The organism is Leifsonia virtsii (assembly GCF_030433675.1).
Taxonomy (GTDB): domain Bacteria; phylum Actinomycetota; class Actinomycetes; order Actinomycetales; family Microbacteriaceae; genus Leifsonia; species Leifsonia virtsii.
Genome location: NZ_JAROCB010000007.1, coordinates 48,354 through 65,901 on the forward strand (window position 1 = coordinate 48,354; position 17,548 = coordinate 65,901).

The 17,548-nt window shown below is 72.7% G+C and carries 21 protein-coding genes; 8 read left to right on the forward strand and 13 right to left on the reverse strand.

The window, feature by feature from the left end; all coding sequences use genetic code 11:
- Nucleotides 1–2 precede the first annotated feature (2 nt).
- The gene (locus tag P5G59_RS20055; RefSeq protein WP_301220795.1) at nt 3–1,832 is read left to right on the forward strand and encodes a helicase HerA-like domain-containing protein; all 1,830 of its coding nucleotides are present in this window, start codon (nt 3–5) and stop codon (nt 1,830–1,832) included.
- Here the strand turns inward: P5G59_RS20055 and P5G59_RS20060 are convergent.
- From P5G59_RS20060 to P5G59_RS20075, 4 genes are all read right to left on the reverse strand, one after another.
- Nucleotides 1,829–2,674: an aminoglycoside phosphotransferase family protein gene (locus P5G59_RS20060; RefSeq protein ID WP_301220796.1), complete on the reverse strand. Its 846-nt coding sequence runs from the start codon at nt 2,672–2,674 to the stop codon at nt 1,829–1,831. The genes P5G59_RS20055 and P5G59_RS20060 overlap by 4 nt on opposite strands.
- Nucleotides 2,671–3,477, reverse strand: coding sequence for an AraC family transcriptional regulator (locus tag P5G59_RS20065; RefSeq protein WP_301220797.1), 807 nt, complete (start codon nt 3,475–3,477; stop codon nt 2,671–2,673). Before P5G59_RS20065 ends, P5G59_RS20060 begins: the two co-directional genes overlap by 4 nt.
- Nucleotides 3,478–3,528: 51 nt before the next feature.
- Nucleotides 3,529–4,095 carry a hypothetical protein gene (locus P5G59_RS20070; RefSeq protein ID WP_301220798.1) on the reverse strand — a complete coding sequence of 189 codons (567 nt, stop codon included), beginning with the start codon at nt 4,093–4,095 and terminating at the stop codon, nt 3,529–3,531.
- 103 nt (nt 4,096–4,198) lie between these two features.
- Entirely contained in the window at nt 4,199–4,648 is a 450-nt protein-coding gene (locus P5G59_RS20075) for an iron chaperone (RefSeq protein WP_301220799.1), read from the reverse strand.
- A gap of 102 nt (nt 4,649–4,750) precedes the next feature.
- Between P5G59_RS20075 and P5G59_RS20080 the strand changes: the two genes are divergently transcribed.
- Entirely contained in the window at nt 4,751–5,116 is a 366-nt protein-coding gene (locus tag P5G59_RS20080; protein ID WP_301220800.1) for an META domain-containing protein, read from the forward strand.
- Between the two features lie 328 nt (nt 5,117–5,444).
- Here P5G59_RS20080 and P5G59_RS20085 read toward each other — a convergent pair whose 3' ends face one another.
- The 3 genes from P5G59_RS20085 to P5G59_RS20095 form a co-directional block, all read right to left on the reverse strand.
- The gene (locus tag P5G59_RS20085; protein ID WP_301220801.1) at nt 5,445–6,335 is read right to left on the reverse strand and encodes a ParA family protein; all 891 of its coding nucleotides are present in this window, start codon (nt 6,333–6,335) and stop codon (nt 5,445–5,447) included.
- Nucleotides 6,336–6,464: 129 nt separating this feature from the next.
- Nucleotides 6,465–7,157, reverse strand: coding sequence for an ABC transporter ATP-binding protein (locus P5G59_RS20090; protein ID WP_301220802.1), 693 nt, complete (start codon nt 7,155–7,157; stop codon nt 6,465–6,467).
- Complete coding sequence (locus tag P5G59_RS20095) at nt 7,154–8,257, reverse strand: FtsX-like permease family protein (protein WP_301220843.1); 1,104 nt, start codon at nt 8,255–8,257, stop codon at nt 7,154–7,156. The genes P5G59_RS20090 and P5G59_RS20095 overlap by 4 nt, the downstream gene beginning before the upstream one ends.
- A 148-nt stretch (nt 8,258–8,405) precedes the next feature.
- Here P5G59_RS20095 and P5G59_RS20100 point away from each other — a divergent pair, with 148 nt between their 5' ends.
- Both P5G59_RS20100 and P5G59_RS20105 read left to right on the forward strand, forming a co-directional pair.
- Nucleotides 8,406–9,581, forward strand: a complete 1,176-nt coding sequence (locus P5G59_RS20100; protein ID WP_301220803.1) for a sensor histidine kinase — start codon at nt 8,406–8,408, stop codon at nt 9,579–9,581.
- Nucleotides 9,578–10,198, forward strand: a complete 621-nt coding sequence (locus tag P5G59_RS20105) for a response regulator (protein WP_301220804.1) — start codon at nt 9,578–9,580, stop codon at nt 10,196–10,198. Before P5G59_RS20100 ends, P5G59_RS20105 begins: the two co-directional genes overlap by 4 nt.
- A gap of 148 nt (nt 10,199–10,346) precedes the next feature.
- Here the strand turns inward: P5G59_RS20105 and P5G59_RS20110 are convergent, their stop codons facing one another.
- Entirely contained in the window at nt 10,347–11,396 is a 1,050-nt protein-coding gene (locus tag P5G59_RS20110) for an aldo/keto reductase (protein ID WP_301220805.1), read from the reverse strand.
- Nucleotides 11,397–11,486: 90 nt separating this feature from the next.
- Between P5G59_RS20110 and P5G59_RS20115 the strand changes: the two genes are divergently transcribed.
- From P5G59_RS20115 to P5G59_RS20125, 3 genes are all read left to right on the forward strand, one after another.
- Nucleotides 11,487–12,077, forward strand: coding sequence for a TetR/AcrR family transcriptional regulator (locus P5G59_RS20115; protein WP_301220806.1), 591 nt, complete (start codon nt 11,487–11,489; stop codon nt 12,075–12,077).
- A gap of 105 nt (nt 12,078–12,182) precedes the next feature.
- A complete protein-coding gene (locus P5G59_RS20120) occupies nt 12,183–13,217 on the forward strand; it encodes an LCP family protein (protein WP_301220807.1) in 1,035 nt (344 codons plus the stop codon).
- 19 nt (nt 13,218–13,236) lie between these two features.
- Nucleotides 13,237–13,437: a DUF1737 domain-containing protein gene (locus P5G59_RS20125; protein ID WP_301220808.1), complete on the forward strand. Its 201-nt coding sequence runs from the start codon at nt 13,237–13,239 to the stop codon at nt 13,435–13,437.
- A gap of 46 nt (nt 13,438–13,483) precedes the next feature.
- On the opposite strand, the gene P5G59_RS20130 is transcribed toward P5G59_RS20125, so the two are convergent.
- Together P5G59_RS20130 and P5G59_RS20135 are read right to left on the reverse strand one after the other, a co-directional pair.
- A complete protein-coding gene (locus tag P5G59_RS20130; RefSeq protein WP_301220809.1) occupies nt 13,484–13,753 on the reverse strand; it encodes a hypothetical protein in 270 nt (89 codons plus the stop codon).
- A gap of 16 nt (nt 13,754–13,769) precedes the next feature.
- Nucleotides 13,770–14,072, reverse strand: a complete 303-nt coding sequence (locus P5G59_RS20135; protein WP_301220810.1) for a DUF4190 domain-containing protein — start codon at nt 14,070–14,072, stop codon at nt 13,770–13,772.
- Nucleotides 14,073–14,370: 298 nt separating this feature from the next.
- On the opposite strand from P5G59_RS20135, the gene P5G59_RS20140 reads away from it, so the two are divergent.
- Nucleotides 14,371–15,828, forward strand: a complete 1,458-nt coding sequence (locus P5G59_RS20140) for a helix-turn-helix domain-containing protein (protein WP_301220811.1) — start codon at nt 14,371–14,373, stop codon at nt 15,826–15,828.
- Between the two features lie 19 nt (nt 15,829–15,847).
- Here the strand turns inward: P5G59_RS20140 and P5G59_RS20145 are convergent, their stop codons facing one another.
- The 3 genes from P5G59_RS20145 to P5G59_RS20155 form a co-directional block, all read right to left on the reverse strand.
- A complete protein-coding gene (locus tag P5G59_RS20145; RefSeq protein WP_301220812.1) occupies nt 15,848–16,189 on the reverse strand; it encodes a DUF202 domain-containing protein in 342 nt (113 codons plus the stop codon).
- Nucleotides 16,186–16,551 (reverse strand): YidH family protein, encoded by a 366-nt coding sequence (locus P5G59_RS20150; protein ID WP_301220813.1) that lies wholly within the window; start codon nt 16,549–16,551, stop codon nt 16,186–16,188. Before P5G59_RS20150 ends, P5G59_RS20145 begins: the two co-directional genes overlap by 4 nt.
- Before the next feature lie 124 nt (nt 16,552–16,675).
- Entirely contained in the window at nt 16,676–17,548 is an 873-nt protein-coding gene (locus P5G59_RS20155) for a formylglycine-generating enzyme family protein (protein WP_301220814.1), read from the reverse strand.

Genomic DNA, 17,548 nt, shown 5'->3' on the forward strand with positions numbered 1-17,548 from the left:
GCATGAGCGACGCGGACGCGGTGGCGAAGGCGCAGGCGGAGGCCGAGGCGGCGGCGCAGGAGGCCGAGCGGCTGCAGGCGGAGGCGGCGGAGGCCGTGCGGCGGGCTCAGGAGGCGTCGGCCGCAGCGGAGGCGGCGCGTGCGGCCGCCACAGCCCCGCCGACCGTGCCCGATCCGGCATCCGGCCCGCTCGACGCCGCCGGCGTCGACGCCGTCCGCTCCGGGTACGCGTTCGACGGAAGCGTGCTCGAGCTGGGTGCGCTGGTGAACGGCGACGCCCGGCCCGACGTGCCGGTCCGCATCCCAATCGCCATGACCAACCGCCACGGCCTGGTCGCCGGCGCGACGGGAACCGGCAAGACGAAGACGCTGCAGGTACTCGCCGAGCAGCTCTCCGCGGCCGGAGTCCCGGTCTTCGCGGCCGACATCAAAGGCGACCTGTCGGGGATCGCGACGCCCGGCGAGCCGAACGACAAGCTGCTGGAGCGCAACCGGGGCATCGGACAGGACTGGGCACCGCGGGCCGCCACCACCGAGTTCTTCTCGCTCGGCGGGGTGGGACGTGGCGTCCCGCTGCGTGCGACCGTCGCCGGGTTCGGGCCGCTCCTGCTGTCGAAGGTGCTCGGCCTCAACGCGACGCAGGAGTCGAGCCTCGGCCTGGTCTTCCACTACGCAGAGCAGGCCGGCCTGCCGCTCCTCGACCTCGCCGACCTGCGTGCGGTGCTCACGTATCTCACCAGCGACGACGGCAAGGAGGAGCTCGCCGGACTGGGCGGGCTCTCCAGCGCCACCGTCGGCGTCATCCTGCGCGAGCTCATCGCCTTCGCCGACCAGGGCGCGGACGCGTTCTTCGGCGAGCCCGAGATCGACACCGCCGAGTTCCTGCGCGTCGCCCCCGACGGGACCGGCGTGGTCAGCCTGCTGGAGGTCCCGGGCGTGCAGGACAAGCCCGCCGTGTTCTCCACCTTCCTGATGTGGCTGCTCGCGGACCTGTTCAACGACCTTCCGGAGGTCGGCGACCTCGACAAGCCGAAGCTGGTGTTCTTCTTCGACGAGGCGCACCTGCTGTTCCGGGACGCGTCGAAGGACTTCCTGGCGTCCATCACGCAGACCGTCCGTCTCATCCGCTCGAAGGGCGTCGGCATCTTCTTCGTCACCCAGACGCCGAAGGACGTTCCGTCGGACGTGCTCGCCCAGCTCGGCTCGCGCGTGCAGCACCAGCTGCGAGCCTTCACCCCCGACGACGCGAAGGCGCTCAAGGCGACGGTCTCGACCTATCCGACCTCCGGCTACGACCTGGCGCAGGTGCTGCAGTCGCTCGGCACCGGCGAGGCGGTCGTCACCGTGATGAACGAGAAGGGTGCGCCGACCCCGGTCGCGTGGACGCGGCTGCGCGCCCCCCAGGGCTCCATGTCGCCGACCCCGGACGACCGGGTGGAGGCGATCGTCGCCGCCTCGCCGCTGCAGCAGAAGTACGGCACGCCGCTCGACCGCGACTCGGCGAGGGAGATGCTCGGCCGGAAGCTCGACGCGGCAGCGGCGGCCGCCGCACAGGCGGAGACGGAGGCGGCCGCGGCGAAGACGGCCGAGCAGGCACGCAAGGAGGCGGAGGCGCAGGCCAAGGCGGACGCGAAGGCGCGTGAGGCCGCCGACCGGGCCGCTCAGAAGGAGTACGAGCGCATCCTGCGGCAGACCACGCCGCGCCAGACGACCCGGCGCAGCTCCTCGCGGAGCGACAAGACCGTGCTGGAGCAGGTGCTGGGCTCGAAGGCGACGCGCGACATCCTGGGCAGCGTGGTCGAGGGCATCTTCGGGACGCGGCGCCGGCGTTAGCGCCCGCCCGCGTCCTGCCCGAGCAGCGCCCGGGCTCGCCGGGCGACACCGCGGGCAGCGGTCGGGTCGCCGCCGTCGGCCTCCGACCACGCCGCGGAGAGCGCGCCCCAGGCCAGCGCCCAGCACAGGATGCGGCGCTCACCCATCCCGGTCTCCGACGCGATCACGCCGACCGCCCGCTCGAGCCGTCCCGGCGCCAGCGCGACCCCGGCGTCCGGGTTGCAGAGCACGTTCGCCACGTCGAACCCGGGGTCGCCGTGCAGCGGTTTCGGGTCGATCGCCAGCCAGCCGCGCTCGCCGCCGTCGAGAACGTTGCCGTGGTGGAGGTCGCCGTGGAGCACGACGTCACCCGCCGGGTGCGCGAGCAGGTCGAGCGCCGTCGCCCGGGCCTCCGCGAGGAGGTCATCGTCGTGCTCGCGGTCGATCAGGTCGCGGAACCAGTGGCGCAGAGGGAAGAGCCCGGCCGGCCGGGGCGGCGTTCCGGCGGCGTGCAGGCGCAGCCCGGTCCGGCAGAGCGTGCGGGTCGCCTCGTCGTCGCCGTCGGGCCCGCCGCGCGCGAGCGCCGCCAGATCGCGCGGGCCGTCGGCCCGCTCCAGCAGCTGCACGTCATCCTCGGCCATGAGCACGCGCACCGCCCCCTCGCCGTGCCACCAGGCGAGCACGTCGCCGCCCACGCGCTCCTCGTGGGAGACGGCACGCTTGAGGAACAGCCGCTGCTCGCCCCGGCGGACCGGCTGCAGCACGCTGGACGGGGTCGCGAACGCGTCGCCGTCCGGCCGCAGGCTCCAGCGCTCGCGCCAGGGCGCGAGGACCGCATCGTTGTCGCGTGCGTCGCCGCTCATCTCCGGACCGCCGCCGAGTAGGCGCCGGGAGTGGAGCCGACGACCGCCTTGAACTCACGGCTGAAGTGAGCCTGGTCGGCGTACCCGAGCGCGGCGGCGAGGTCGGCGAGCGGCGGCGGCTCCTCCGAGCGCAGCGCCGCCGCGGCCTCCTGCAGCCGGTAGCGCTGGATGAGCCACTTGGGCCCGAAGCCGATGTGGCCGGCGACCAGACGCTGGAGGTGCCGCACGCCCAGCCCGAACCGTTCCGCCAGCTGCTCGACCCGGAGCAGGTCGCGGTCGTCCTCGACGGCCGTGACGATCCGGTCGACCAAGCGGGCGTCGTCGTCCGGCTCGGGGAGGGTGCCGAGCCACGCCTCGAAGGCGGCGACCGCCGCGTCGTCGTCACCACGGGCCATCCCGCCGCGGACCTCCTCGGCCAGCCCGCCCGTGCCGTCGACCCGGAGGCGGGGGAGAGGGAGCGCGGACGGCAGGCCGCGGAGCGAGGCCCCGGCCCAGCCGCGCGCGACGCCGGGGTGCAGCAGCACGCCGAACGCCCATCCCGAACCCTCCAGGGTGCGCGTGCTGAGACCGCGGTGCGCGCGGAACAGCGCAGCACCCTCCGGCTCGACGACGAGGTTCGCGGTCGGGTACTCGAGCACGTCCTGCCGGATGCTCGTGCCGGCCGGCAGCTCCCACCGCGGCAGCCAGTAGTGGCGCACGAAGAGTGCCGCCCGGTCGCCGGGGAACAGCCGCGCGATCCGCACGGGCGCCCCCGGTGTGAGCAGCCCCTTGCTTCGCGGCTCGACGTCGGTGCGCGCGGTCACGCTGTCATCCTGGCACGGACGGACGACACCGCGCGGGCGGTTCGGCGACGGTCAGCGGGCGAAGCGGACGCGCTCGAACCAGTACAGCAGCCGCGGCCACGTCTGCCGCAGCTGGGCTGGCGTCATCGGCTCGGCGGGACGGGTGACCGGGACGTCGAGCTCCTCGGCGACGCGCTCCATGTCCTCCGACGACCAGAACTGGCCGCGCATGCGGATGAGGAGCCGCCCTTCCGCCGAGGCGACGAACAGCTGGGGCAGGACGTCGAGGGTGCTGCCCTCGTACACCTTCACCATGATGACGGCGCCGGGTTCCCCAGGGGCCACGCGCACCGTGCGGCCGAAGAAGCCGCGCTCCCGCACACCGGCCGGCCCCACGACGATGGTCGTGTTGAGGAACGATGCCACTCCCGTGATCGTCAGCGCGATCACGATCAGGTGCGCGACGAGCACGAAGGGCCAGCAGCCGACCGGGATGGTCAGCCAGTAGAGCACCGCGAAGACGGGCGTCGTCAGGGCCAGGACCGCCACGATGCCCCGGAGGAACAGGTGGCGGTGCGGGCGCAGGATGGTCTCGCGGGTGGATCCCGCGTCCCTGTGCACCCCGGTCTGCTCGTTCACTCCATGAGCCTCTATGAATCGGAGCGCTCCCGGTAGCGGCATTTTGGGGGACACCCATGCGGGGGGTGGAGCGCCGGACGGCGACCCACCCCGTGCGCCCTCGTCAGCCGGCGGCCTTCTTCACGAGCTCCCGGATGCGCTCCTCGTCCTCCGCCGTCAGGTCGACGATCGCGAAGGCGACCGGCCACAGGGTGCCGTCATCCAGCTGCGCGGGGTCGTTGAAGCCGAGAGTGGAGTACCGGGTCTTGAACTTCGACGACGGCTGGAAGAAGCAGAACGTCTTGCCGCCGATGGCGTACGCCGGCTGCCCGTACCAGGTCTTCGGCCAGACGTCGGGCACGGTCTCGGTCACGATGGCGTGGACGCGCTCGGCCAGCCGCTTGTCGTGGTCGGGCAGCTCGGCGATCTTGTCGAGGACGTCCTGCGTGTCCTCCTCGCGCGTCGCCTTGCCGCGGCGGGCGCCTTTGACCTCCTTGGAGCGCTCCTTCATGGCGGCGCGCTCCTCGTCGGTGAAGGCGGCGGACGTGGATGTGGTCTCGGTGGTCTTCGTCATGCCTCCGACCGTAGAGGGTCGGACGCGGGTGGCGCTTCTCCGAAACTGCTCTCCTCACGACGGGGCTGGCCGTAGCGTGCGTGGCCCACTACGGTCGAGCCCATGACAAGCCGATCGGCTCGCGGCGTCCTCACAGCCGCTGTGGTGGTGGCGCTCCTCGCGCTCACCGGATGCACGTCCTCCGATTCCCCGTTCGTCGGCGACTGGGGCACGGTCGCCTCGGGACAGCCGTCTCTCACCATCTCGTCCGACGGCTCCTTCTCCGGGAGCGACGGCTGCAACCCGGTGGAGGGGAAGGGCTCGATGTCGGGAGACACCTTCACCTTCGGCCCGTTCGCCTCCATCACCAAGGCATGCCCCGGCGTCACGCCGTGGCTGAACCTGGCCGACACCGCGAAGGTCGACGGCGGCAAGCTCGTCGTCTACCGGACGGGCGGGAAGCAGGTCGGTTCGCTCGACCGCCGCTAGAGACCTTCCGCGACCGCGGCGGCTGCGTGCAGCCAGGCGCGGCGGGTGCGCGGCGCCAGCGACTCGAACGAGAGCCGGCCGCCGTGCATCTCCGGATCGAACGGGATGGTGACCGCCCGTCGGGCGAGCGGCTCGAAGCCTTTGGCGACGCGTCCGACCTCCGAGGCCGGCCCGGTGCGCTCGGACTGCGACACGATCACGACCGCCTCGCGCGCCAGCCGGGCCGAGTGCGCGTCCCGCTGCAGCAAGGCCTCCAGGAGCAGAGCGCCCGCCTCCGCATGCTCGCCGAGCGCGGTGGTGGCGATGACGAGCTGGTCTGTGTGGTCGATCATCCGGAGCCAGCGCTCGGCCGACTCGTCGTTGCCGCTGTCGATGATGACCAGCCGGTAGAACTTCGTGGCGACGGTGTGGAGGCGGTCGAAGTCGGCGCTGGAGATGCGCTGCTCGGTGGCGAGCATCGTCGGGTTCGAGCGGAGCACGTCGTACTTGTCGGCGTTTGGTGGTGCACGTAATGGCCGATGTCGGCCGTGCGGGCGCCGGCCGACATCAGGGTGTCGGTCGCCGGCAGCAGCGACTGCACGGTGGCGTCGTGGTCGTCCTTCTCGGTGCGCCAGCCGAGCGTGCCGCGGGTCTCGTTGTTGTCCCAGGCGAGCACGCCGGAACCGCCGTTGCGCGCGAACACCGCCGACAGGAGGGCCGTCGTCGGCGTCTTGTTGGCTCCGCCCTTGCCGTTCACGATCGCGATGGTGCGGGGTCCGGCCCAGTGGCGGCTCACCGCATCCAGCTCCGCCCGCTCCCGGAGCTCGGCGGCGGAGGGCGCGAGCGGCATCCCGGCCCGGGCGAGGGCACCGCGGAGGCCCTGCTTCGCGCGGTCGGGGCGGGGCCGTTCGACGTACAGGAACGACTCGCGGGCGGGCGCGTCGGCGGAGGGGATGGGCTCGGGGGCGTCGATGGAACCGACCGAGAGGGCCTCCTCGTCGCCGATGCTGCCGTCGGGCTGGACGGCGAGCAGCCAGTCGCCCTCCTCGTCGGAGACGGTGAGCCGCACCGGGCGGCCGGCGGCGGCCGCCAGCTCGCCCACGCGGCCGAAGACGGCCTCGCGCAGGCGCTGCGTGCTGTCCTCGGCGAAGCTCTCGTGCACGCCGTCGCCGGTCAGCTCGCCGGTCGCGTCCGGCGAGAGCCGCGCGCTCAGGTGCGGCGATGAGGTCAGGTCGATCACGGTGGTTCCTTCCGCGGTCCGTGCGCGGAGACGGCACAGACCGACATCGGACGGTAGACGCGTTCCATGCCCCGGTCCAGCGTCGCCCAGGCGTTTGCCAGGTGCCGACGCGCGCTCAGCGAACACCGGTCACGGCACCCGCGCCGCCTCGGGCACCTCCGCCCTGCCGTCGACCATCGTGACCAGCTCGTCCAGGGCTCCGCGGTGCACGAGGTCGTGCGTCACCAGCAGGGTCGCGGTGCCGCGGTCGCGGCTGAGGTCGTGGATGAGCTGCATGATCGCGGCGCCGCGCTCCTGGTCGAGCGCGCTGGTGGGCTCGTCGACGAGCAGCACGGACGGCTCGTGCACCAGGGCGCGGGCGATCGCCACGCGCTGGCGCTGGCCGCCGGAGAGCTGAGCGGGGCGCTTGCCGGCGTGCGCGGCGAGGCCGACCGCGTCCAAGAGCTCGTCGGCGCGTCGCCCCACCTCCTTGCGCCTGTCGCGCCGGCCGCCGAGCTCGGCCATGACGAGCAGCTGCTCGCGGGCGGTCAGAGCGGGCAGGAGGTTCGACTGCTGGAAGACGATGCCGATGCGGTCGCGGCGCAGGGCCGTCGCCTCGCGTCGGGTCAGGCCGGCGGCATCCACGTCGTCGATGAGGACGCGGCCGGAGTCCGGCCGGATCAGCGTCGCCGCGACGGCGAGCAGGGAGGACTTGCCGGAGCCGGACGGCCCGGTGATCCCGGTCACGACGCCCGGTCGGGCGGTGAGGGAGACGCGGTCGACCGCGGTGATGCGCGCGTCTCCGTCCGGGAAGGTGAGGGTGACGTCGTCGAGGGTGATCATCGGTTGCTCCCGAGTGCGGTGAGGGGGTCTGCGGAGGTGACGGTGCGGAGCGCGACGGCCGCGCCGGCGAGGCCCAGCAGCGCCATGGCGGCGGCGGGAAGGGCGGTGGTGAGGGGGCTGAGCAGGAACGGCAGCGCGCCGCCGGCCAGGAGTCCGAGCCCGACGACCGCGGCCATCCCGACGCCGATGCCGACGACCAGCACGACCAGGGCCTGGCCGAGCGCATCCCGGACCAGGGCGCCCGTGGATGCGCCGAGCGCCTTGAGCACGGCGATGTCGGCGGAGCGCTGCATCGTCCACACGGTGAAGAACGCGCCGACGACCAGGGCGGAGACGCCGAACAGCAGCGCGATCATCAGGCCGAGCGACCCGATCTCCGACGTGAAGGTCTCCAGCGCGGTCAGGCTCAGCAGCGCCGGGTTCGCGACCGTTCCGGTGGCGGAGGCGACGGCGTCCCAGTCGGGGGAGCCGCTCACGGCGAGCACGGTCGGCTCGCCGCTGCCGCCCAGGCGGCTGTCGGCGGCGGCCCAGGCGGACGGGGTCAGTGCGACGACAGGGGTGTGGCTGTACCAGAGGTCGCCGCCGACCGTGCCGACCCGATAGCTGGTGCCGGCGATGGACACGTGGCCGCCCACTCCGACCCCCAGGTCTTTCGCAGCGCCGGCCGACAGGCCGATCTCGCCGTCGCGTCGCGGGGCGAGGTCGGTGACGGCGGAGGCCGGAGCGTCGTCCGGCATCCCGAACAGCGCGACACCGACCGAGGTCGCGTCGCCGGACGCGGTGCCGCCGGACGTGGCGCGGGAGGCACGTCCCTGCGCGATGCCGATGGCGGTGGCTTCGTGCACGCCGTCGGCGTGCCGCCACGCCGAGACGGTCTCGGGCGACAGGGTCGACTCCGAGAACGACGGCCGCTCGCCGCTCGAGGTCTGCAGCACGAGCCGGTCGCCCGGCAGGTTCAGGACGGCCGAGACGTTCTGCGCGGCGAGCCCGCCGGCGAGGCCGGCCAAGAAGCCGACGAGGAGGGTGATGAGGGCGACGACCGCGCCGATCAGGAGGAACCGGCCACGGGCGTGCCGGAGGTCGCGCCAGGCGACGAACACGTTGGTCCTTTCCGGGCCGCGGACCCTCCGCGACGCCTTCTCCAGCCTTCCGTCGGGCGCGCGGCCGGTCATCGCCAGCCGGATGGGTCCTGCGATCGAACTTTCGGTTGATCCGCTCCGGCCGCGCATTTCGTATCCTGAGGACGACATGCCGCACACACCCCTGACCCCCGTGTTCGTCGGCCTGCGCATCGGCCTGCACGTGCTGGTCGCCGCGCTCCTCGCGCTCGTGGTGCTACGGGTGCTGCTCGTCCCGTCGCCGTTCGGCTGGGTCGCGCTGCTGCTGGCCCTCCTGTTCGCCGCCGTCTACGTCGCGGGCGCCGTCGTCGCGCGCCAGTCCGCGGACCGCCGCCGGGTGGGCGGCGTGCTGTGGATCTCGGCACTCACCCTGGTGTGGGTCGCCCTCGTCTTCCTCGTGCCGGAGGCGGCCTACCTGGTCTTCCCGCTCTTCTTCCTCTACCTGCACGTGCTGCCCCCGAGGATCGGACCGGTCGCGGTGGTGGTCGCGACCGTCGTCGCCATCGTCGCGCTCGGCCTGCACTCGGGCTTCACTCTCGGCGGCGTCATCGGGCCGCTGGTCGGCGCGGGGGTCGCCCTCCTGATCGGCCTCGGGTATCGCGCGCTCGCCCGGGAGTCGGCCGAGCGGGAGGCCCTGCTCGCCGAGCTGCTGGCGACCCGGGACCGGCTGGCCGCGTCCGAGCGCGAGCAGGGCATGCTCGCGGAGCGCTCCCGCCTGGCGCGCGAGCTGCACGACACCGTGGCGCAGAGCCTGTCGAGCATCCGGCTGCTGCTCTTCGCGGCGGAGCAGGCCGACGACGGCCGGCCCGGGATCGAGCACGTCCGGCTGGCCCGCGAGACGGCGGCGGACGCGCTCTCGGAGACGCGGCGCTTCATCCGGGAGCTGACCCCGCCGTCCCTCGACCAGGGCCTCGGGCCCGCGCTGCGGCGGCTGGGGGACCAGTGGACGCGCGACGGACTGACCGTCACCGTCACCGCCGTGGTCGACGACCGCATCCCGATGGACGCGCAGACCGCGCTGCTGCGGATCGCCCAGGGCGCGGTGGCGAACGTCGCGCAGCACGCGGGCGCCGCGAACGTGCGCATCGAGCTCGAGGCCGACGGATCCCGCATCCGCCTGGTCGTGGCCGACGACGGGTCCGGCTTCGACCCTGCCGCCGCGCGCGCCGTCGCCGCGTCGACCGACTCGTTCGGGCTGCGCGCCATCCAGGAGCGGGTGGATCAGCTCGGGGGAGAGCTGCGCATCGACAGCGCTCCGGGCCGCGGCACGACCCTCACGGTCACGCTCGGGACGGGGGAGCGATGATCCATGTCCTGATCGCCGACGACCATCCGGTCGTGCGCGCCGGCCTGCGCGCGCTGCTGACGGCGGCGGAGGACGTGACCGTGGTCGGCGAGGCGGCGACGCCGGACGAGGCGGTCCAGCTCGCTGAGCGGCTCGCCCCGGAACTGGTGCTGATGGACCTGCAGTTCGGCGAGGCCGACACCGGAGCGGATGCGACCCGCCGTATCCGGTCGCTGGATGCGGCGCCGTACGTGCTCGTCCTCACCAACTACGACACCGACGGCGACATCCTCGGCGCTGTCGAGGCCGGAGCGAGCGGCTATCTGCTGAAGGACGCGCCGCCGCACGAGCTCGTGGCCGCCGTGCGGGCGGCGGCGCGCGGGGAGAGCGCCCTCGCCCCCGCCATCGCCGGCCGCCTGCTCGCCCGGATGCGCGCCCCGCAGGTGAGCCTGTCGGCGCGCGAGATCGAGGTGCTCCAGCTGGTCGCGGAAGGCGCGTCGAACGGCGAGATCGCGGCGAGACTGCATGTCACGGACGCGACGGTGAAGTCCCACCTCGTGCACGTCTTCTCGAAGCTCGGCGTCGGTTCGCGGACGGCCGCGGTGGCGGAGGCGCGGGGGCTGGGCATCCTGCGCTGACGCCGGCCGAAGCGAATGCGCTCGTTGGCTTTTCGTTGCGCATGGCGGACAATTGGGGTGTGACGTCGGCGGGGCGGACGGTAGCCCCCAGCCGAGCGACGGCCCGTCGGCGTCTCTCGACCGGAAGACCCCGGCTTTCCCGCGGCGATCAGCGCAGCGCCATCCCGGGCACGCGGCGGCGGATGGCCTCGAGCGTCGCCTCGTCGGAGACGCCCTGCCAGTCCCACCGCGGTGTGTACGGTGCGGTGAGGGCGGTGACCTCGTCATCGGTGAGCTCCACGTCCAGGGAGGCGATGGCCTCGTCGATCTGCTGCGTGGTGTTGGCGCCGACCAGCGGAGCGGTCACGACCGGCTGGCGGTGCAGCCAGGCGAGGGAGATGGTCGCCCGGCTGACCCTGTGCGCTGTGGCGACCTCGCCGACCGCGTCGATGATGGCGTGGTTCGACTCCTCTTCGGCGGGCGTGTAGAGCAGGTCGGCGTAGTCGCCGTCGCTCTCGGATCGCACGGTAGTGCGCGCCTCGTCCCAGGCGCGGGTCAGACGGCCCCGGGCCTGCGGGCTCCACACGATCGTGCCGACGCCTTCGTCCAGGCAGAGCGGGATCATCTCGCGCTCCTCCTCGCGGGCGAGGAGGTTGTAGTGGTCCTGCATGCTGACGAACCGGGCCCAGCCGTGCTGCTTCTGCAGGTTGAGCACCTTGGCGAACTCCCACGCGAACATGGACGACGCGCCGAGGTAGCGCACCTTGCCCGCCTTGACGAGGTCGTGCAGCGCCTCCAGGGTCTCCTCCAGCGGGGTGGAGTGGTCGTTGCGGTGGATCTGGTAGAGGTCGATGTAGTCCGTGCCCAGGCGGCGCAGCGAGTGGTCGACCTCGGTCATGATCGCTTTGCGGGAGAGGCCCCGGCCGTTCGGCCCTGGCCGCATCGGGTGGCGCAGCTTGGTGGCGATGACGACGTCGTCGCGGTCGGCGAAGTCGGCGAGCGCCCGGCCGAGGATCTCCTCGCTCGAGCCGTTGGAGTACATGTTGGCGGTGTCGAAGAAGTTGATGCCGGCTTCCAGCGCGTGCTTGATGAGCGGCCGCGCCTCTTCCTCGCCCTTGGACCAGACGGGGTGGCCGCGGTCGGGCTCGCCGTAGGTCATCGCGCCGATCGCGATGGGGGAGACGTCGAGGCCGGTCGTGCCGAGCTTGCGATACTGCATGGGATCTCCTTGCGGGTATAGTCGGAGAGTTCTCCGCTTGTGGGAGGGACGCTACCGGAGAGTTCTCCGTTTTGCAAGAGAGGATGGCGCATGGCACCGGAATCGTCGTCGGGAGGTCGCCGATCGGACGCGCAGCGCAACCGCTCCCGCATCCTGGAAGTTGCTTACCGGGCGTTCTCGGACGACCCTGACGTCTCGCTCAACTCCATCGCCAAGCTGGTCGGCGTCGGCGCCGGCACCCTGTACCGGCACTTCCCGACCCGCGAGGCGCTCCTGCTGGCGGTCTACCAGGAGGAGGTCGAGCAGCTGGTGGGCTCGGTCGATCGGATGCTCGAGCACGAGGAGCCGCTCGACGCCTTCCGCTCCTGGGCGAGGAAGCTCGCCGCCTACGCCCGGATCAAGCACGGCATCGGCGAGGCGCTCACGAGCCCCGAGGCGCAGGAGGTCATCGGGGCCACCTGGACGCCCGTGAGCCGGGCCATCGCGCGACTGCTCGCCGCGGCCGCCGAGCGCGGGGAGGTGCGCGAGGGTGTGGATCCGGACGATGTCATCCTGCTGCTCAGTGCCCTGTGGCGGGTGCCGGAGGGTGAGGCGGGCCTCGCGCAGGCGGATCGGCTGCTCGAGCTGATCGTCGACGCCCTCCGCCCCCGAACTGGGGTACAAGTCCGTCCTCCAAAGTGAGGACAATTCAGGAATCCCGAGGTAGCCTGACGAATAGATGAGCAAAGCTCACCTCCAAGAACCCGACGATGCGTCCCCGATCAGACGCGAAGGAGGGATGGGGCCTTGGTCTCCTATTCGGTTCACCACCACCACCATCACCACCCGACGGCCCGGCGGCCGCACCACGCGTGGTTCGTCGCGCTGGCGGCGGTCGTCGTCGCCGTGGCGGTCGCGGTCGTCGTCGCTGTGGGAGGCGGTGCCGTCTACGTCGGCTCCGTCGCCTCGACGTTCGACTCGCACGTCTCGCACATCCAGCGCGCCTTCCCCGCCGACACCGTCCGGCCCGCTGCGACCTCGACCGGGGCGATGAACATCCTGCTCCTCGGGTCGGACTCGCGCGGCGCCCCGACGGAGGTCGGGCAGACGGGCGTCTCGAACCAGCGGGCGGACACGATGATGCTCGTCCACATCGACGCCGACCGGCGGAACGTCTACCTGATCTCGATCATGCGCGACCTCTGGGTGCCCATCCCGGGCAACGGCACGGCGAAGATCAACGCGGCGCTCGCCTGGGGCGGCACGCCGCTGGTGGTCCAGACCGTCGAGCAGCTGCTCGGCGCCCGCATCGACCATGTCGCCATCGTCGACTTCGCCGGTCTGACGAACATGACGAACGCGCTCGGGGGAGTGGATGTGGACAGCCCGGTCGCCTTCACCACCGTGAAGTCGCCGCACTACAGCTTCGTCAAAGGGATGAACCACCTCGACGGGGCGCAGGCGCTCGCCTTCGCCCGGGAGCGCTACGCGTTCCCGACGGCCGACTACCAGCGCGTCGCCGACCAGCAGGCCCTCATGCGCGGTTTCGCCGCCAAGCTGATGAGCCTCGACGTGCTCGCCGACCCCGGCAAGGTCACCTCGTTCGCCGCGGCCGCCGGCTCCTCCGTGAAGGTCGACCAGGGCTTCGGCATGCAGGAGATGCTCCAGCTGGCGGCGAGCATGCGGCTCTCGGGTGCGTCGAGCATCCACTCCTTCACCCTCCCGACCGCCGGGACAGGCACCTCGGCGGACGGTCAGTCGATCGTCAATGTGGACCAGGGCGCGGTGGCCCGGCTGCGGACGGCGCTGGCCGACGACGCGCTCGCGTCCTTCGGCGGTTGAGCGTGCCACGATGGGTGGCATGGAGACGACGAATGCACGCCTGCCGCGCTACCGCCTGCTGACCGGCGTCGACGACTCGGTGTTCTGCGAGCGCGTGTCGCAGGCGCTGGACCTCGGCTACGAACTGCACGGCGGCCCGGCCCTGACCTGGAACGGGACGACGGGCTACGTGGCCCAGGCCGTCATCTGGCGCCAGGAGGGTCCGACGCCGGAGAAGTGACCGGGAGATTCGAACGTTCGACTGCTCGGTTCGGCGTCGCTGGCGCTCAGTCCGTGTGATCCCGCCAGGCGGCGAGCACGTCCGCGGCCGGACGGCTCGCGATGTCGGCGCGCACGGCGGCGAGGAGGCTGTTCGCCTCCTCCGCCCCGCCGGCGTCCATCCGGTGCAGCTCGTGCGAGCCGCTCCGCAGCACGAGGTCGAAGTCGCCCGTGTGCTCCGCCGTCCCGTCGAAGAGGGCGGAGACGACGCCGCCGATCATGCCGATGAGGCGGCCTGTCCGTCCCTGGCGGCGGGGCTCGAGCGTCGCGGTCAGCATGCGAGGTGCGCGCGGATCAGCCGTGGTTGACCTGGATCTGCCCGTTCGCCGCCGCATTCGCGAACAGGACGAGCACGAGGATCAGCCAGAGCACGGTGATGACGACGGCGACGAAGCCGATGACGATCCCCGCGATCGCGAGTCCGCGACCGCGCTCACCGGTGCGGCGGATCTGCGACAGCGCGATGAAGCCGAGGATGATGCCCAGCAGCGAGACGAAGAAGGAGCCGACGAAGCCCACGATCGCGAGGACATTCCAGCGCTCGGAGGTGGGGCCCGGGTTGGTCGCAGGCTGGACGGGCGGGAACGGTGCGGACACGGGGATCCTCTCCTCGGGGTCGTGATGGGGCCACTCTGTCAGATCGCCGGCACAACGGCCGGCGCCCCCGGAAGCCCGAATCCGAGGGCGCCGCTGAGCCGCTACGGGGGGAGGCGGCTCCTGCAAGTCTTCGGGTGTCCCACAGACGCCGCCCCGGCTCGTCACCAGGGTGGCGTCCCCAGCGCGGGGGCGTCGCCGCGGTCCGGGTGGTTCAGGGGGTGAATCGGAGGGTGAATTCTCCGCCCGACGGGGGTGCCGGTGGCGGAGGGGTGGAAGGTCGGCGTGCTTACAATCGGGCGTGGAAGGCGAGAGTTCCGGGACGGGCGCACGCCCCGAGCTGCCCGGTGCCGTACGGGCCGCCGACGAGCTGCTCGAGCTCGTGGAACGGGGCACGACCCGCATCCCGCCGCTCCTGCTGCAGCACGTCGCCCTGTTCGACCCGGCTTCCGTCCCGCGTTCGCGCGGTGCGGCCAGCCGGCGCCTGACGGCCGCCGTCATCGTCGCGCTGACGCGGCTCGGTCGCCTGGACGCCGCGGTCGAGCAGGCGCGACGCGAACTGGGGGCCGTCGGCGCCCTGCTGGAGGGACGCGGGGTCGAGAGCGCGGAGGCCGTGCTGTGGTCGGCCGTCGCCGAGGCCTTCGCTTCGGCGGGGTGGTCCCGCGAGGGCGCCTCCGCCGCATTGCGCGCGCTCGACATCGCGGACGGCGGGTGGGTCGCCGGCCGCGCCCGCGCCCTCCTCGCGGTCTGTCGCGCGATGAACGGCGAGTACGTCGGCGCCGAGCGGGTGATCCGGGAGGGCGGGATCGCCGACGACGTCACCCGAGGGGACGCTGAGGCGACGGTCAACGACTATCCGTTCTTCCTCGCTGCGATCCTGGTCGCGTCGGCCGCGTTCGACGGCGCCCGGCTGCGGTCGCTCTCGGCGCGGGTGCGTTCGATCGACCCGGAGGACGAGACGATGGAGGTCACCGCCCGGGCGGCGGAGGCGATGGCACTGCTGGTCGAGGGGCGCCTCGACCAGGCCGCCGCGGCCGTGGCGGCGATCACGCACGGCACGGCCGTCGACCAGCGGCAGTACATGGTCCGCGGGTTCGCCCTCGGAATGCAGGCCGATATCCTCCTCGCTCGGGGCGATCCGCGTCGAGCGCTGCGCCTGCTGGAGGGCGTGGACTCCACCGGGAGCCACTCGCTGTGCTTCGACATGCAGCGCGCCTCGGCACACCTCCAGCTCGGTCAGGAACGGGAGGCCCTCGCCGCGACGGCGGGGTGTATCCGGGTGGGGGCGGAGCACTGCCTGCGCACCCTGCCGCCCATCCTGCTGCGCCGGGCGATCGCGCTGGAGCGGCTCGGGCACGAGGCGCGAGCGGATGCGGCGTTCGCGGAGGCGTTCCACCACATCCTGTCGTCCGGCTCGGCGACGCCGCTCCTGACGCTGCCGCGCGCCGAGACGCTGAGGCTGCTGCACCGCCTGAGGGAGGCGAATCCCGACCTGGCCGCGCAGGCCGCCGAGATCGCGGCGCGGGTCGAGGCGGTGCCGCGCGATCCGGAGGAGCCGCCGTCGCTGCCGAGGCTGTCGCCGCGGGAGCAGGCGCTCGCCGAGAGGCTGCGTTCGGGCGCAACGCTCACGCAGATCGCCCAGGACGGTCACGTGTCCATCAACACCATCAAGTCGCAGGCGCGCAGCCTCTACGCCAAGCTCGGTGTCTCGGGCCGCGACGAGGCCGTCTCCCTCCTGGAGCGCCGGGGCTACTTCTGACCGGCGGCCGGCGTCGGGGTCAGCGGGCGAAGGCGATGGCGACGACCACGGCGATGCTCACCACTGCGGCCACAGCGACGAAGGACGCCGTCGCCGCGATGAGCACGCCCTCCGCCACCGGTGCGAGATCGCCGTCGGTGAGCAGCCGGCGGTGATGGCGCCGGTAGCGGAGCTGGATCGCGCACAACAGGGCACCCGCCGCGGCTACACCGGAGAAGCCGAGCAGCGCGGCCCACGGCCCGAGCGTCTCCGGCAGCACGCGGGCCGCGACCAAGGAGCCGGCGAACAGTGCGAGCCCGGTCCTGCGCCAGGCGAGCACGGTGCGCTCCGGCTGCAGGCCGGGATCGAAGAGTTCGCTCACCGGTAGACGACGCCGAGCAGCACAAGGACGCCGACCGCCAGCACCACGACGGTCAGCACCAGGGTGAGGGGTGCGCTGGGAAGCGGGGTGCCGGCACGCAGGGCGCGCTCCGTCGCCTTCCAGCCGATCCAGGCCTGGAGCGGGGTGAGCAGGCCGGCGACGAGGAGCAGGAGCGACGCCGTGAGGCGGAAGCCGGGATGGATGCCGAGTCCGAGCGCCTCGAGGGCGACGCCGCCGGCGAGCAGGGCCAGGCCGGTGCGGATCCAGGCGAGGAACGTGCGCTCGTTGGCCAGGCTGAAGCGTGCGTCGGGCTCCTCGCCCGTGGCGAAGACGGAGGCGGGGAAGCGTCGAGCGGCGCTCACGTGTCGGCCGGGCGTTCGGCAGCCGGCTGCAGGAACGCGGCCCGCCCGGGAGCGCAGCAGTCCGCCGGCTGGTCCGAGGGCTCGACGGTGGGGGTGTCGTCGTCGGTCATGATGGTCCTTTCGGTCAGGCGCCCAGCGACACGGTGCGGAAACCGGCGTTCGACATGGCGGAGTCCGGCGTGTTCTGGGAGCGCGCGGAGTTGCGGTAGCGGTTGCAGTACGAGTCGTGGCAGAGGAACGAGCCGCCACGGAGGACGCGCTGCTGGCCGGAGACCGGCCCGGTCGGCGATGTCTCGGGCGAGACCGGGTAGTACCCGGGGTCGTACCAGTCCTGGCACCACTCCCACACGTTCCCGACCGTCTGGTAGAGCCCGTAGCCGTTCGGCGCGAAGTGCCGGGCCGGCGCGGTGGTGAGGTAGCCGTCCTCCAGCGTGTTCGTCGCCGGGAAGTCGCCCTGCCAAATGTTGCAGTTCCAGGCGCCGTCGACCATGAGGTCGTCTCCCCACGGGTACCTGGCGCCTTCCAGGCCGCCGCGCGACGCGTACTCCCACTCCGCCTCCGTCGGCAGTCGCCGGCCGGCCCACGCGCAGTAGGCCTGCGCGTCGTTCCAGCTGACGTGCACCACGGGGTGGTCGCCGAGACCTTCGAGCGTGGAGTGCCGGCCTCCCGGGTGCCGCCAGTCGGCGCCGGCGACGCCCATCCACCACGGCGTCTGCGGCGGCCGGCCGAGGATGTCCTTCTCGTCGCCTGCGAAGGCCAGATGGAAGACCGCCGAGTACCCGAACACCTCCGACTCGGTTCGATAGCCGGTCGCGTCGGCGAAGACGGCGAAGTCGTCGTTGGTGACGGTGTGGACGTCGATGCCGAAGGCGGGCAGGCTCACGCCGTGCAGCGGGCGCTCGCCGTCGGCGGCGCGGCCGTCGCCCGTGCGGTCGCCCATCACGAACGATCCCGCCGGGATGTCCGCCTGTGCGATGCGGTGCTGTGCAGTCGTCAT

Bases quoted from the DNA above. Each gene is read 5' to 3' on its own strand.
- P5G59_RS20055 (WP_301220795.1), top strand. From the start codon at position 3: ATGAGCGACGCGGACGCGGTGGCGAAGGCGCAGGCGGAGGCCGAGGCG.
- P5G59_RS20060 (WP_301220796.1), bottom strand. From the start codon at position 2,674: ATGAGCGGCGACGCACGCGACAACGATGCGGTCCTCGCGCCCTGGCGC.
- P5G59_RS20075 (WP_301220799.1), bottom strand. From the start codon at position 4,648: ATGACGAAGACCACCGAGACCACATCCACGTCCGCCGCCTTCACCGAC.
- P5G59_RS20080 (WP_301220800.1), top strand. From the start codon at position 4,751: ATGACAAGCCGATCGGCTCGCGGCGTCCTCACAGCCGCTGTGGTGGTG.
- P5G59_RS20090 (WP_301220802.1), bottom strand. From the start codon at position 7,157: ATGATCACCCTCGACGACGTCACCCTCACCTTCCCGGACGGAGACGCG.
- P5G59_RS20100 (WP_301220803.1), top strand. From the start codon at position 8,406: ATGCCGCACACACCCCTGACCCCCGTGTTCGTCGGCCTGCGCATCGGC.
- P5G59_RS20105 (WP_301220804.1), top strand. From the start codon at position 9,578: ATGATCCATGTCCTGATCGCCGACGACCATCCGGTCGTGCGCGCCGGC.
- P5G59_RS20110 (WP_301220805.1), bottom strand. From the start codon at position 11,396: ATGCAGTATCGCAAGCTCGGCACGACCGGCCTCGACGTCTCCCCCATC.
- P5G59_RS20115 (WP_301220806.1), top strand. From the start codon at position 11,487: ATGGCACCGGAATCGTCGTCGGGAGGTCGCCGATCGGACGCGCAGCGC.
- P5G59_RS20125 (WP_301220808.1), top strand. From the start codon at position 13,237: ATGGAGACGACGAATGCACGCCTGCCGCGCTACCGCCTGCTGACCGGC.
- P5G59_RS20130 (WP_301220809.1), bottom strand. From the start codon at position 13,753: ATGCTGACCGCGACGCTCGAGCCCCGCCGCCAGGGACGGACAGGCCGC.
- P5G59_RS20155 (WP_301220814.1), bottom strand. From the start codon at position 17,548: ATGACGACTGCACAGCACCGCATCGCACAGGCGGACATCCCGGCGGGA.